At 71.9% G+C, this 14,652-nt stretch carries 8 protein-coding genes; 7 read left to right on the top strand and 1 reads right to left on the bottom strand.

Annotated features, from left to right (window positions below; all coding sequences use genetic code 11):
* Positions 1 to 126 precede the first annotated feature (126 nt).
* From gltB to ACWEQG_RS22035, 4 genes are all read left to right on the top strand, one after another.
* Positions 127 to 4,653: a glutamate synthase large subunit gene (gene gltB, locus ACWEQG_RS22050; protein ID WP_452287227.1), complete on the top strand. Its 4,527-nt coding sequence runs from the start codon at positions 127 to 129 to the stop codon at positions 4,651 to 4,653.
* Between the two features lie 13 nt (positions 4,654 to 4,666).
* Positions 4,667 to 6,151, top strand: coding sequence for a glutamate synthase subunit beta (locus ACWEQG_RS22045; protein ID WP_363463898.1), 1,485 nt, complete (start codon positions 4,667 to 4,669; stop codon positions 6,149 to 6,151).
* Positions 6,152 to 6,330: 179 nt separating this feature from the next.
* Positions 6,331 to 7,962 (top strand): S8 family peptidase, encoded by a 1,632-nt coding sequence (locus ACWEQG_RS22040; RefSeq protein ID WP_452287225.1) that lies wholly within the window; start codon positions 6,331 to 6,333, stop codon positions 7,960 to 7,962.
* Positions 7,963 to 8,069: 107 nt separating this feature from the next.
* Positions 8,070 to 8,486, top strand: coding sequence for a DUF2784 domain-containing protein (locus tag ACWEQG_RS22035; protein ID WP_169978331.1), 417 nt, complete (start codon positions 8,070 to 8,072; stop codon positions 8,484 to 8,486).
* Here the strand turns inward: ACWEQG_RS22035 and ACWEQG_RS22030 are convergent.
* Positions 8,407 to 9,261, bottom strand: coding sequence for a hypothetical protein (locus ACWEQG_RS22030; protein WP_452287223.1), 855 nt, complete (start codon positions 9,259 to 9,261; stop codon positions 8,407 to 8,409). The two genes, ACWEQG_RS22035 and ACWEQG_RS22030, sit on opposite strands and share 80 nt — an antisense overlap.
* 107 nt (positions 9,262 to 9,368) lie before the next feature.
* Between ACWEQG_RS22030 and pyk the strand changes: the two genes are divergently transcribed.
* The 3 genes from pyk (at position 9,369) to ACWEQG_RS22015 (ending at position 14,638) form a co-directional block, all read left to right on the top strand.
* On the top strand, positions 9,369 to 10,799 hold the full coding sequence (pyk, locus tag ACWEQG_RS22025; protein ID WP_452287221.1) for a pyruvate kinase: 1,431 nt from the start codon (positions 9,369 to 9,371) through the stop codon (positions 10,797 to 10,799).
* A gap of 156 nt (positions 10,800 to 10,955) precedes the next feature.
* The gene (locus ACWEQG_RS22020; RefSeq protein ID WP_452287219.1) at positions 10,956 to 12,767 is read left to right on the top strand and encodes an ABC transporter ATP-binding protein; all 1,812 of its coding nucleotides are present in this window, start codon (positions 10,956 to 10,958) and stop codon (positions 12,765 to 12,767) included.
* Positions 12,764 to 14,638: an ABC transporter ATP-binding protein gene (locus ACWEQG_RS22015; protein ID WP_452287217.1), complete on the top strand. Its 1,875-nt coding sequence runs from the start codon at positions 12,764 to 12,766 to the stop codon at positions 14,636 to 14,638. The genes ACWEQG_RS22020 and ACWEQG_RS22015 overlap by 4 nt, the downstream gene beginning before the upstream one ends.
* Positions 14,639 to 14,652: the final 14 nt, after the last annotated feature.

Genomic DNA, 14,652 nt, shown 5'->3' with positions numbered 1-14,652 from the left:
GGTTCGCGAAGCGGACCTGGGGGGCACTATTCCGGCAGCGTGTTGTAATCTCTAAAGCACTCAACCCGCAGCAGGGCCAGCGTCGTCCCTCTGTTCCACGCAGACGTTGACGACGGGAGTGACTACATGCCTGCTGCCCGCCTTGGCCTTCCCGGAGGTCTCCCCGAGCCCCAGGGACTCTACGACCCCGGATTCGAGCACGACGCCTGTGGCGTAGCCATGGTGGCCGATGTCGCCGGCCGCCGCAGCTACGACATCGTCGCCAAGGCACTGACCGCGCTCCGCAACCTCGACCACCGGGGTGCCAGCGGCAGCGAGCCGGACACCGGCGACGGTGCGGGCATCCTCACCCAGATCCCCGACGCGTTCTTCCGCGCGACAGTGGACTTCCCGCTGCCGCCCGAGGGCGCGTACGCCGCGGGCACCGCGTTCCTGCCGCTGGACGAGCAGGCGAGGGCCTCCGCGGTCGGCCTCATCGAGGAGATCGCCGCCGAGGAGGGCGTCACCGTCCTCGGCTGGCGCGACCTGCCGGTGGACCGCGACCTGCCCGGCGCCACCGCACGCGCGGTCATGCCCCACTTCGCCCAGCTGTTCGTGACCTCGCCCGGCGGCGAGACCGGCGTCGACCTCGACCGGATCGTGTTCGCCTTCCGCAAGCGGGCCGAGCACGAGGCGGACGTCTACTTCGCCTCGCTGTCCTCGCGGACGATCGTCTACAAGGGCATGCTGACCTCGCTGCAGGTCGACCCGTTCTTCGCCGACCTGTCCGACGAGCGCTACGTCAGCGCCATCGCGCTGGTCCACTCGCGCTTCTCGACCAACACCTTCCCCTCCTGGCCGCTGGCCCACCCGTACCGGTACGTCGCGCACAACGGCGAGATCAACACCGTGCGCGGCAACCGCAACTGGATGCGCGCCCGCGAGGCGATGCTCGCCACCGGCCTGATCCCGGGCGACCTGCGGCGGCTGTTCCCGATCTGCGACCCCGACGGCTCCGACACCGCCTCGTTCGACGAGACGCTGGAGCTGCTGCACCTCGGCGGCCGGTCGCTGCCGCACGCCGTGCTGATGATGATCCCGGAGGCGTGGGAGAACCACACGGAGATGGACCCGGCCCGCCGGGCCTTCTACGAGTTCCACTCCACGCTCATGGAGGCGTGGGACGGCCCCGCGTCGATCACCTTCTCCGACGGCACGCTGGTCGGCGCGGTCCTCGACCGCAACGGCCTGCGCCCGGGCCGGTTCTGGGTGACCGACGACGGCCTCGTCGTGCTCGCCTCCGAGGCGGGCGTGCTGTCCGACATCCCGCAGGAGAAGGTCGTCCGCAAGGGCCGCCTGCAGCCGGGCCGGATGTTCCTGGTCGACACCGCGCGCGGCCGGATCATCGAGGACGACGAGATCAAGGCCGAGCTCGCCGCCGCCGAGCCGTACGGCGAGTGGCTGCACGCGGGCCTGGTCCGCTTCGAGGAGCTGCCCGAGCGCGAGCACGAGCACCCGACCCACGAGGCGCTGGTCAAGCGGCAGCAGACCTTCGGCTACACCGAGGAGGAGCTGCGGGTCATCCTCACGCCGATGGCGAAGAACGGCGCCGAGCCGATCGGCTCGATGGGCACCGACACCCCGGTGGCGGTGCTGAGCGAGAAGCCGCGGCTGCTGTTCGACTACTTCAGCCAGCTGTTCGCGCAGGTCACCAACCCGCCGCTGGACGCCATCCGCGAGGAGCTCGTCACCTCGCTGCAGTCGACGATCGGCCCCGAGGGCAACCTGCTCGACCCCGGTCCGGCCTCCTGCCGCAGGCTCGTGCTGCCCTACCCGGTGATCGACAACGACGAGCTCGCGAAGATCGTCCACATCAACGACGAGGGCGCGCTGCCCGGCTTCCAGCCGTACGTCGTGTCCGGCCTGTTCGACGCGGCCGGCGGCGGCGAGGCGCTGGTGCGGCGGCTGGAGGAGATCCGCCAGGAGGTCTCCCGGGCCATCGAGGACGGCGCGCGGATCATCGTGCTGTCCGACCGCGGGTCGTCCCGCGAGCGGGCGCCGATCCCGTCGCTGCTGCTCACCGGCGCGGTGCACCACCACCTCATCCGGGAGAAGTCCCGCACCCGTGTCGGCCTCGTGATCGAGACCGGCGAGGCCCGCGAGTGCCACCACATGGCCCTGCTCATCGGCTACGGCGCGAGCGCGATCAACCCCTACCTCGCCCTGGAGACGGTCGAGGACATGATCGCGACGGGCCGGCTCGACCTCGACCCGCGCAAGGCCGTGCGCAACCTGATCAAGGCGTACGGCAAGGGCGTGCTGAAGGTCATGTCCAAGATGGGCGTGTCCACGGTCGCCTCCTACACCGGTGCGCAGATCTTCGAGGCACTCGGCCTCGGCGCCGAGGTCATCGACCAGTGCTTCACCGGCACCACCTCCCGTCTCGGCGGCGTCGGCTTCGACGTGCTCGCCACGGAGGCTCTGGAGCGGCACGCGCGGGCCTACCCCCGCGCGGAGAACCCGCACCGGCGGCTGGAGGTCGGCGGCGAGTACCAGTGGCGCCGCGAGGGCGAGCCGCACCTGTTCAACCCGACCACCGTCTTCAAGCTGCAGCACTCCACCCGCACCCGGCGGTACGAGATCTTCAAGGAGTACACGTCCCTCGTGGACGGGCAGTCCGAGAATCTCATGACGCTGCGCGGTCTGTTCAAGCTGCGTCCCGCCGGCGCGCCCGTGCCGATCGACGAGGTCGAGCCGGTCGAGTCGATCGTCAGGCGGTTCTCCACCGGCGCCATGTCGTACGGCTCCATCTCCATGGAGGCGCACGAGACGCTGGCCATCGCGATGAACCGGCTCGGCGCCAAGTCGAACACCGGCGAGGGCGGCGAGGACCCCGAGCGGCTGTACGACCCCGCGCGGCGCAGCGCGATCAAGCAGGTGGCCTCCGGCCGCTTCGGCGTGACCAGCGAGTACCTCGTCAACGCCGACGACCTGCAGATCAAGATGGCGCAGGGCGCCAAGCCCGGCGAGGGCGGCCAGCTGCCCGGCCACAAGGTGTACCCGTGGATCGCCAAGACCCGGCACTCCACGCCCGGCGTCGGCCTCATCTCGCCGCCGCCGCACCACGACATCTACTCGATCGAGGACCTGGCCCAGCTCATCCACGACCTGAAGAACTCCAACCCGCGCGCCCGCGTCCACGTGAAGCTGGTCGCCGAGGTCGGGGTCGGGACCGTGGCGGCGGGCGTCAGCAAGGCCCACGCCGACGTCGTGCTGATCTCCGGCCACGACGGTGGCACCGGCGCCTCCCCGCTGACCTCGGTCAAGCACGCGGGCGCCCCCTGGGAGCTCGGCCTGGCCGAGACCCAGCAGACGCTGCTGCTCAACGGGCTGCGCGACCGCATCGTCGTGCAGGCCGACGGCCAGCTCAAGACCGGCCGCGACGTGATCATCGCGGCGCTGCTCGGTGCCGAGGAGTACGGCTTCGCCACCGCTCCGCTGGTCGTCTCCGGCTGCGTCATGATGCGGGTCTGCCACCTCGACACCTGCCCGGTGGGCGTGGCCACGCAGAACCCCGAGCTGCGCAAGCGGTTCACCGGCAAGCCCGAGTTCGTGGTGAACTTCTTCGAGTTCATCGCCCAGGAGGTGCGCGAGTACCTCGCCGAGCTCGGCTACCGCTCGCTGGACGAGGTCATCGGGCGGGCCGACCTGCTCGACACCACCCAGGCCGTCGAGCACTGGAAGGCCTCCGGACTCGACCTGTCGCCGATCCTGCACCAGCCGGAGCTGCCCGAGGGCACCCCGCGCCGCAAGGTCGTCGAGCAGGACCACGGGCTCGACAAGGCGCTGGACAACACCCTGATCCAGCTCGCCGAGGGCGCGCTGAACCTCGGCGAGCCGGTGACGCTGGAGCTGCCCATCCGCAACGTCAACCGCACGGTCGGCACCATGCTCGGCCACGAGGTGACCAAGCGGTACGGCGGCGCCGGCCTGCCGGACAACACGATCGACGTGTCGTTCACCGGGTCGGCCGGCAACTCGTTCGGCGCGTTCGTGCCGCGCGGCGTCACGCTGCGGCTGACCGGCGACGCCAACGACTACCTCGGCAAGGGCCTGTCGGGCGGCCGCCTCGTCGTCCGCCCGCACCCCGACGCGCCGTTCGAGGCCGAGACGCAGGTCATCTCCGGCAACGTCGGCCTGTACGGCGCGACGTCCGGCGAGGTCTTCGTCCGCGGCGTCGTGGGCGAGCGGTTCTGCGTCCGCAACTCCGGCGCGACCGCCGTCGTCGAGGGCGTGGGCGACCACGGCTGCGAGTACATGACCGGCGGCCGGGCCGTCGTCCTCGGGCCGACCGGCCGCAACTTCGCCGCCGGCATGTCGGGCGGCGTCGCGTACGTGCTCGACCTGCGGCCCGAGCGGGTCAACCGCGAGATGGTCGAGCTGGAGGCGCTGGACGACGAGGACGCCGAGTTCCTGCGGGAGATCGTCGACAGGCACTTCGCGGAGACCGGGTCCACGGTGGCCAAGGCGCTGCTCGCCGACTGGGACGTCGCGCTCGGCCGCTTCTCCAAGGTGATGCCGTCGGACTACAAGCGGGTCCTGCTGGCGCGGGCCGCCGCCGAGGCCGAGGGTCGCGACATCGACGAGGCGGTCATGGCCGCCGCACACGGATAAGGGGGGTACACCGATGGCTGACCCGAAGGGGTTCCTGACACACGGGCGCGAGCTGCCGGCGCGCCGCCCGGTCGACGTCCGCATCCGCGACTGGCGCGAGGTCTACGAGGACTTCCCCAAGCCCGCGCTCACCAAGCAGGCGGCCCGCTGCATGGACTGCGGCATCCCGTTCTGCCACAACGGCTGCCCGCTCGGGAACCTCATCCCCGAGTGGAACGACCTCGTCTATCGCGACGACTGGCGTGAGGCGATCGAGCGGCTGCACGCGACCAACAACTTCCCGGAGTTCACCGGCCGTCTGTGCCCGGCGCCGTGCGAGTCGGCGTGCGTGCTCGGCATCAACTCCGACCCGGTCGCGATCAAGCGGGTCGAGGTCGAGATCGTCGACCGCGCCTTCGCCGAGGGCTGGGTCACGCCGCAGCCGCCCGCCGTGAAGACGGGCCGCAAGGTCGCGGTCGTCGGCTCGGGCCCGGCGGGCCTCGCCGCCGCGCAGCAGCTCACCCGCGCGGGGCACGACGTGGTCGTGTTCGAGCGGGCCGACCGGATCGGCGGGCTGCTCCGCTACGGCATCCCCGAGTTCAAGATGGAGAAGCGGCACGTCGACCGCCGCATCGCCCAGATGGAGGCCGAGGGCACCGAGTTCCGCACCGGTGTCGACGTCGGCGTGGACGTCACGGTGGAGCGGCTCCGCGAGGAGTTCGACGCGGTCGTGCTGGCGGGCGGCGCCACGGCGTGGCGCGACCTGCCGGTGCCCGGCCGCGAGCTCAAGGGCGTCTACCAGGCGATGGAGTACCTCCCGCCGGCCAACAAGGCGCAGGAGGGCGACTTCCCCGAGTCGCCGATCTCGGCGAAGGGCAAGCACGTCGTCGTGATCGGCGGCGGTGACACCGGCGCCGACTGCATCGGCACGGCGATCCGGCAGGGGGCCCTTTCCGTCACCCAGCTGGAGATCATGCCGAGGCCGCCGGCGGCCCGCCCGGGCAGCCAGCCGTGGCCGACCTACCCGCTGCTGTTCAAGATGGAGAGCGCGCACGAGGAGCTCGAGGCCGGGGCGGGCGACCGCGTGTACGCCGTGTCCACCACGGAGTTCGCCGGCGACGACGAGGGCAACGTGCGGGCGCTGCGCCTGGTCGAGGTCGAGGGCCCGGCGGCGGGGTTCAAGCCGATCCCCGGCACCGAGCGGGAGATCCCGGCCGAGCTGGTCACGCTCGCGATGGGCTTCCTCGGCCCGGAGAAGGGCCCGCTGCTGAACGACCTCGCGGCGCTGTCCGGCGACGCGGAGTCGTTCTTCGACGCCCGGGGCAACGTGGCCAGGAACGCGTCGTACGAGACGTCGGTCGAGGGCGTGTTCGCGGCCGGCGACATGGGCCGGGGCCAGTCGCTGATCGTGTGGGCGATCGCCGAGGGCCGGTCTGCGGCGGCGGCGGTCGACCGCTACCTGAGCGGGCGGACCGTCCTGCCCGTTCCCATCCCGCCGACGGCGCGGCCTCTCGTCTGAGGTGTGATCCGGCGGCCGTGGTCCCAGGGGACCGGACCACGGCCGTCCGGCTTTGCGGGGATAAAACGGGCATATCCCTTTTCGGTGGCCGGCTTGCGAGCGTGCGCGGCCGCCGGGGAGGATGCTTGAGCCCGGATCGAGGGGCCCCGGCACCGGGGGCCCGCAACCGAGGAGGATCGTTGTACGCACGGGGGCGGCTCGCCGGGGCCATCATGTCCATCACGCTGCTCGGCGGGCTGGGGGGCCTGCAGGGGGCGGCGACCGCGTCCGAGCCTTCGCAGGACTACCTGGTCTTCTACACCGACGGAGGCCGGGCCGCCGCGCAGCGGGCGGTCGAGGCGGCCGGAGGCACGGTGCGGGGGCGGGACGACAAGCTCGGCTACCTCGTCGTGCGCGCGTCCGACCCGGTGAAGATCGGCGCCGACCCCTCCGTGGTCGGCGTCACGCTCGACCGTCCCGTCGGCAAGACCGCGGACGTGCCCGCCTCGGCCGGCGCGCGGGCCCTCGGGACGGGCGCGGCGGACGTCAGGAAGGCGCCCGGCGGCGACCCGCTGTCGGACCGTCAGTGGGACATGAAGATGATCGGCGCCACGCCGAGCGGCTCGTACGCCAAGGCCCGGGGCAGCCACAAGGTGCTCGTGGGCGTCATCGACACCGGGATCGACGGCAGGCACCCCGACATCGCGCCGAACTTCAACCGGGCGCTGAGCCGCAACTTCGTGATCGACCAGCCCACCGACGAGAACGGCAAGAAGCTCGACGGCCCCTGCGAGCACAAGGGCTGCAAGGACCCGGCGGACGTCGACGACGACGGCCACGGCACCCACGTCGCGAGCACGATCGGCTCGCCGATCAACGGCCTCGGCGTCAGCGGGGTCGCGCCCGACGTCTCGCTGGTCAACCTCCGCGCCGGCACCGACTCGGGCTTCTTCTTCCTCAAGCCCACCATGGACGCCCTGGAGTACGCCGCCGACGTCGGCGTCGACGTGGTCAACATGAGCTTCTACGTCGACCCCTGGACGTTCAACTGCGCGAACAACCCGAGCGACAGCCCCAGGGAGCGGCTGGAGCAGCGGGCGATCCTGGAGGGGATGCGCCGGGCGGTCAAGTACGCCCGGGCGCACGGCGTCACGCTGATCACCGCCATCGGCAACTCCGGCGGCGACCTCGGCAAGCCGAAGACGGACACCGCCAGCCCGGACTTCCCGCGCGGGTCGGAGCGGAAGCGGCCCGTCGACAACACCTGCCTCAACGTCCCCGCGGAGCTCGACGGCGTCATCTCGGTGTCCTCGGTCGGCCCCAGCGGGCGCAAGGCGGGGTACTCCGACTACGGCGTCGAGCAGACCGACATCGCCGCGCCGGGCGGCGACATGTTCGACGGCGGCACCGATCTCAAGGGCGCCACCCGGGAGATCCTGGCCGCCGCCCCCGAGCACGTCCTGCGTGCCAGGGGCCTCCTGTTCGCGAACGGCAAGCCGAAGACGCCCTCAGTGATCCGCGACTGCCAGGGCGGCAGATGCGCCTACTACCAGTACATGGAGGGCACGTCCATGGCCGCGCCGCACGTCACCGGCGTGGCGGCGCTGATCATCGGCCGGTTCGGCAAGCCGGGCAAGGGCGGGCTCCAGATGGACCCCGCGCAGGTGGAGCGCCTGCTGTACGCGACGGCGATCCCGAAGGGCTGCCCCACGCCGCGGACCTACCGCTACGGCACCGGCGAGACCCACGTCTGCGAGGGGCCCACGGACAAGAACGGCTTCTTCGGCCACGGCCTGGTCGACGCCGCCCGGGCGGCCACCGTCTCGCCCTGAGCCGCGCCGTCCCGAGCACGCGTCGATCTGAGTACGCGCCTGAGTAGCCCGCCGGATGCCCCGGCGGGCGGCGGCGGCCTACCCTCCTTCGCGGAGGAGGGCAGACCATGATCTACCGGCTCGTCTGGCAGGCCACGATGGTGGCGCATTTCCTCGTCATCGCCTACATCGCCCTGGGCGGCTTCCTCGCCTGGCGGCGGCCCCGGCTGATCTGGCCGCACCTCGGGCTGTGCGCCTGGGGGCTGGTGCAGCTCGCCGGGCTCGTGGAGTGCCCGCTGACCGCGCTGGAGAACTGGGGGCGGGCCAGGGCGGGGGAGCGCGGCCTGCTGCCCGGCGGCTTCATCGACACCTACATCGAGGGCGTCGTCTACCCGGAGGCGTACGTCACGCACGTGCGGCTGGCCGTGATCGCCGTCGTGCTCGCCTCCTGGGCCGGTCTCGCGGTCAGGATCCGCCGACGCCGCACACGTCCTGCGCGTACGACAGGAACGTCCGCTGCACCGGAGCCGGAGGCGTCGCGATGAGGTAGCGCCTCTCTCCGCCGCCCACGACGGCGTAGACGGGGAACAGGTAGGCCTTCTTTGCCTCCGCGAAGGCGTGCCAGTCGCAGCGCATCGGGGTGACCTCCACGGGGATCTCCAGCCGCGTTGCGTCCGCCGCGAGCACCGCCACCGGCCGGCGCTTCCCGGAGCGGGGCAGCAGCGTGTAGTGCGTGGTGGCGCCGAGGTCGTCGATCGTGACCGGCTCCGATCCGCCCTTCCTGGTGACGACGAGGTCGCCGTGGAGGGCCCGGCCCGCCCTGGTCCACGCGTCCCCGAACGTCACGTCCACCGACCGGCGCAGGATGTACGCCCCGCACTCGGCCTTCACCAGGCCGTCCAGGGTGGGGTCGGGGTGACGGACCGGGAACACCGCCTTACGCGTCGGTCCGCCGGCGATCTGGACGTGCGCGACCACCGTGGCGGGCTCGACCGGCGGGATCGTCACCGGATCGCAACGCGCCTCGCCGTACGGGATCCGCAGGTCCGTGCGCGGCGTCCTGCCGAGGGTGGCGTCCACGCGGGCCGGCGGGAGCGTCGCGAACGAGCCGGTGACCAGCTGGACGTCCAGGAAGCGGACGGGCGTCGTGGTGTCGTTGCGCACGGAGACTTCCAGCGCGTGGGACGCCTCGTCGCTGCGCCATTGGTTGAGCGATACCGAAACGCCCGTCGGAGGGGCCGTCGATTCGGTACCCTGGCCTCCGCACGCGGCCAGGGTGAACAGCGCCGTTATTACCCCCCAGGTCCGGGTACGTCCCATGGCTGCCAAGGCTAGGGCACGCGGATGATCGCGTGAAGTGTCTGAACATCAGGCGACGGCTGTGTGCGCCGTCACTGCAAGTGGTCTGTACCAATTAGGGTAGTGCTGTGAGTCGTCGAGCAAAGATCGTCTGTACCCTCGGGCCCGCCACCTCCTCACCGGAGCGCCTACGCGAGCTCATCAAGGCGGGCATGAACGTCGCCCGCTTCAACCTCTCGCACGGCAGCCACGAGCTGCACAAGGAGGTGTTCGACCGGGTCAGGGCCGCCGCCGACGAGCTGGGCTGCGCCGTCGGCGTCCTCGCCGACCTGCAGGGGCCCAAGATTCGTGTCGGCCGCTTCGCCTCCGGTCCCGTACGTCTCGGCTACGGCGACGTCTTCACCATCACGACCGAGGACGTCCCCGGCGACCGGGACATCGTCTCCACCACGTACTCGGGCCTGCCGGGCGACGTCAAGCCCGGTGACACGATCCTCGTGGACGACGGCCGGCTGAACCTCGAGGTGACCGCGGTCGAGGGGCCGCGCGTCGTCACCCGCGTCGTCATCGGTGGCATGATCTCGGACAACAAGGGCCTCAACCTCCCCGGCGTCGCCGTCAGCGCCCCCGCGCTCACGGACAAGGACGAGGAGGACCTGCGCTGGGCGCTGCGCACCGGCTTCGACATGATCGCCCTGTCGTTCGTCCGGTCGCCGGAGGACGCCGCGCTCGTCCACGCGATCATGGAGGAGGAGGGCGTCAGGCTCCCGCTCCTCGCCAAGATCGAGAAGCCGCAGGCCGTCGACCGTCTCGAGGAGATCGTCGACGCCTTCGACGGCGTGATGGTCGCCCGCGGCGACCTTGGCGTCGAGCTTCCGCTGGAGCAGGTGCCGATCGTCCAGCGCCGCATCATCGAGCTGTGCCGGGAGAAGGCCCACCCGGTCATCGTGGCCACCCAGATGCTCGACTCGATGATGAGCGCCCCCAGGCCCACCCGCGCCGAGGCGTCCGACGTCGCGTACGCGGTGATGGACGGCGCCGACGCGGTGATGCTGTCCGGCGAGACCTCGGTGGGCACCTACCCGATCGAGTCGGTCGCCACCATGGCCCGCATCGCGGTCGCCGCGGAGGGCACCTACCTTCAGGCCACCCACACCCTGGAGCGCCTGCCGGAGACGACCGGCGGCGCCATCGCCCGCGCCGCGGCCGAGGTCGGCGCGATCGTCAACGCCAAGGCCCTGGTGGCGTTCACGATGTCCGGTGAGACCGCCCGGCGACTGGCCCGCTACCGCTCGCCGATCCCGCTGCTGGCGTTCACCTCCAACCCGCTGGTGCGCGGCCAGCTCGCGCTGACGTGGGGCGTGGAGACGTTCGAGGTGCCGTTCGTCCACCACACCGACGACATGGTCCGCCAGGTGGAGGCCTCGCTGCTGTCGCTCGGCGTCTGCGAGAAGGGCGACAAGATCGTCATCGTGGCCGGCTCGCCGCCCGGCAACCACGGCTCCACCAACTCGCTGCGCGTCCACACCATCGGGTCGGCGGTCGCCCACCCGCGCTGAGGCGGCTCCGCCGGGCTGTGCCCCGGCCCGGCTCCGCCGGGCTGTGACACCCGGCGGCGGGCGAAAACCCCTTGAAGGCGCGGCGCCCTTCGACGGAGCATGGCAGGAGCGAGTCGTCCTGTCCTGTCAGACGCCGGAGGAGCGCTGCGCCCGTTGATGGACTCCCCACAGGCACAGGCACCGGAACAGGCACTGGAACAGGCACTGGGGCCCGGTGTCCGCCGGTCCTCGTGGGGCTCGTTGTGGCGGTTGCGGTCCTACCTGCGCCCGTACCGGCGCAGCCTGGTGGTGTCCTGGATCGCGGCGCTGCTCGGGATCGCCGCCGGCACGGTGATCCCGCTCGTCGGCAAGGAGATCATCGACGGGCCCGTGGCCCACGGGGATCACGGCGGGCTGGTCCCGCTGGGGCTGCTGGCCCTCGGCCTCGGCGTCGCCGAGGCGGTCCTCACGTTCGTCCGCCGATGGTCGCAGGCGGGGCCGGTCCTCGGCCTGGAGACCGCTATCCGCGACGACCTCTACCGGCACCTCCAGCGGCTGCCGATGAGCTTCCACGACCGGTGGCAGTCGGGCCAGCTCCTGTCCCGGGCGACGACCGACCTGTCCACGATCCGCCGTTTCCTCGGCTTCGGCGTGCTGTTCCTGATCATGAACATCCTGCAGCTCACCGCGGTCGCCGTGGTGCTCCTGCGGATGTACTGGCCGCTCGGCCTGGTCGTCGCCGTCTCCGCCGTCCCGGTCGTGGCCCTGTCGCTGCGGTTCGAGCGGCGCTACATCGTCATCTCCCGGCAGGTGCAGGACCAGCAGGGCGACCTCGCCACACTGGTCGAGGAGTCGGCCGTGGGAATCCGCACGGTCAAGGCGTTCGGCCGGCGCGAGTACGTCTTCGCGAACTTCGCCGCCGCCGCCCGCGAGATCCGCCGCATCTCGCTGGCGAAGGTGCGGCTGGCCTCGCGGTTCTTCACCTTCCTCGAGGTCGTGCCGAACGTCACTCTCGCCCTGGTCCTGCTGCTGGGCGCGATCGCGGTCGGCGCCGGCGCGCTGACGCTCGGCACGCTGGTCGCCTTCACCACGCTGGTCCTCCAGCTCGTCTGGCCGGTCGCCTCGCTCGGATACATCCTCGCCATGGGCCAGGAGGCGATGACCTCGGCCGACCGGGTGGTCGAGGTGCTCGACACGGTGCCCGCGATCAGCGGCGGCCCGGCCGTCCTCGATCGTCCGCGCGGTCACGTGCGGTTCGAGGGCGCGGGGTTCCGCTTCCCGGGAGCCGACCGTCCGGTGCTGCGCGACGTGTGGCTGGAGGTGCGGCCGGGGGAGACCGTCGCGCTCGTGGGGGCCACCGGGTCGGGCAAGACGACGCTGACCGCGCTCGTGCCCCGCCTGCTCGACGTCACCGCCGGCCGCGTCACGATCGACGGGCGCGACGTGCGGGAGCTGTCGCTGACCTCGCTGCGCTCGGTGGTCGCCACCGCGTTCGAGGAGCCCACGCTCTTCTCGATGAGCGTGCGCGAGAACGTGACGCTCGGCCACGGGCACGCCTCCGAGGAGGAGATCGGGCAGGCGCTGGAGATCGCGCAGGCGACGTTCGCCTACGACCTGCCGTGGGGCCTCGACACCCGCATCGGGGAGCAGGGGATGTCGCTGTCGGGCGGTCAGCGGCAGCGGCTCGCGCTGGCCAGGGCCGTGCTCGGCAGGCCGCGGGTGCTCGTCCTCGACGACACCCTGTCGGCGCTCGACGTGGAGACCGAGGCGCTGGTCGAGGAGGCGCTGCGGCGGGTGCTCGCGGAGGCCACCGGCATCGTCGTGGCGCACCGCGCCTCGACCGTGCTGCTCGCCGACCGGGTGGCGCTGCTGCGCGACGGCACCGTCACGCACGTCGGCCGCCACGGCGACCTGCTGTCGGACGTGCCGGAGTATCGCGAACTGCTCGCCCAGGACGCCGACCTCGACCCCGAGGGTTTGATCCGATGACCCGCGAAGCGGACAACACCGAGCGAGCCGCAAGCGAGCGCCCCGACGAGCGAGCGGGAAACACAGCGTGGCGGGGGGTGGCGGCGGAGGACCGGGACGAGATCCCGGAGCGCGTCTCCCTGCTGCTGCGCACCCGGTCGCGCCGGCTGCTCGGCGACCTGCTGCGCCCGCACCGCCGGGCGATCGCCGTGCTCACCGCGGTCATCGTGGTGTCCAACGTGGCCGGGCTGGCCCTGCCGTACCTGGTGAAGGCGGGCATCGACGACGGCATTCCGCCCATGCTGCGCGGGCAGGGCGCGGGCACGCTGCTCGCGATCGTCGGCGCGGTGCTGGCCGCGGCGCTCACGCAGGCGTTCACCCGGCAGGCGTTCCTGCAGATGTCGGGCCGGATCGGCCAGGACATCCTGCTGGAGCTGCGCCGCCGGGTCTTCGACCACTTCCAGCGGCTGTCGCTGCCGTTCCACGAGAAGTACACCTCGGGGCGGGTCATCTCCCGGCTCACCTCCGACGTGGACGCCATCGCGGAGCTGCTCGAGTCCGGATTCGACGGCCTGGTCACGGCCGTGCTCACGCTGTGCGGCACCGCGGTCATGCTGCTCGTGCTCGACGTGCGCCTCGGTCTGGTGGCGCTGTTGCCGCTGCCGGTCCTGCTGCTGTTCACCCGGTGGTTCCGCCGCCAGTCGAGCGTCGTCTACCGCCGTACGCGGGAGGCGGTCGCGCTGGTCATCGTCCACTTCGTGGAGTCGATGACCGGGATCCGCGCGGTGCAGGCGTTCCGCAGGGAGCCGCGCAACCAGGAGATCTTCGAGCGGCTCAACGACGGCTACCGGGCCGCCAACACCCGCGGCATGCGCCTGGTCGCGGTGTTCATGCCCGGCATCAAGCTGATCGGCAACGTGACGGTCGCCGCCGTCCTGCTGTACGGCGGCCTGCTCGCGCTGCGCGGCACGGTCACGGTCGGCGTGCTGGCCGCGTTCCTTCTCTACCTGCGGCAGTTCTACGAGCCGATGCAGGAGATCTCGCAGTTCTACAACGCCCTGCAGTCCGCGGGGGCGGCGCTGGAGAAGCTGTCGGGCGTGCTGGAGGAGCGGCCCTCGGTGGCCGAACCGCGCCGCCCGGTGCCGCTGCCGCGCGCCGCCGGGGCGCTGCGTTTCGAGGCCGTCCGGTTCGCCTACGGCGACGGCCCGCCGGTGCTGCCGCTGCTCGACCTGGAGATCCCCGCGGGGCAGACCGTGGCCGTCGTCGGCACCACGGGCGCGGGCAAGACCACGCTGGCCAAGCTCATCGCCCGGTTCCACGACCCGGTCGCCGGGCGGGTGCTGCTCGACGGCGTCGACCTGCGCGACCTGGACGAGGACACACTGCGCCGCCACGTGGTGATGGTCACCCAGGAGAACTACCTGTTCAGCGGGACGATCGCGGACAACGTGCGGTTCGGGCGGCCCGGGGCGCCGGACGTGGAGATCGAGCGGGCCGCCGAGGCCATCGGCGCCCACACGTTCGTCTCGGCGCTCCCCGGCCGGTACGAGACGCAGGTCGGCAAGCGCGGCGGCCGCATGTCGGCGGGGCAGCGGCAGCTCGTCGCGTTCGCCCGGGCCTTCCTCGCCGACCCAGCGGTGCTGATCCTGGACGAGGCCACCTCCAGCCTCGACGTACCGAGCGAGCGGCTGGTGCAGCGGGCGCTGCGGACGATCCTCGCCGACCGGACCGCGCTGATCATCGCCCACCGCCTGTCCACCGTGGAGATCGCCGATCGGGTGCTCGTCATGGAGCACGGCCGGATCGTGGAGGACGGCCCGCCCGACCGTCTCATCGCCGGCGCCGGCCGGTTCGCCCGTCTCCACCGCGCCTGGCTCGACAGCCTCGCCTGACCTGCTTCCCGCGT

This window comes from Microbispora sp. NPDC004025, from assembly GCF_053604425.1.
Note: the sequence above shows the minus strand (reverse complement) of the source record. Positions and strands in the feature narration are given on the sequence as shown.

Bases quoted from the DNA above. Each gene is read 5' to 3' on its own strand.
- gltB (WP_452287227.1), top strand. From the start codon at position 127: ATGCCTGCTGCCCGCCTTGGCCTTCCCGGAGGTCTCCCCGAGCCCCAG.
- ACWEQG_RS22045 (WP_363463898.1), top strand. From the start codon at position 4,667: ATGGCTGACCCGAAGGGGTTCCTGACACACGGGCGCGAGCTGCCGGCG.
- ACWEQG_RS22035 (WP_169978331.1), top strand. From the start codon at position 8,070: ATGATCTACCGGCTCGTCTGGCAGGCCACGATGGTGGCGCATTTCCTC.
- ACWEQG_RS22030 (WP_452287223.1), bottom strand. From the start codon at position 9,261: ATGGGACGTACCCGGACCTGGGGGGTAATAACGGCGCTGTTCACCCTG.
- ACWEQG_RS22020 (WP_452287219.1), top strand. From the start codon at position 10,956: ATGGACTCCCCACAGGCACAGGCACCGGAACAGGCACTGGAACAGGCA.
- ACWEQG_RS22015 (WP_452287217.1), top strand. From the start codon at position 12,764: ATGACCCGCGAAGCGGACAACACCGAGCGAGCCGCAAGCGAGCGCCCC.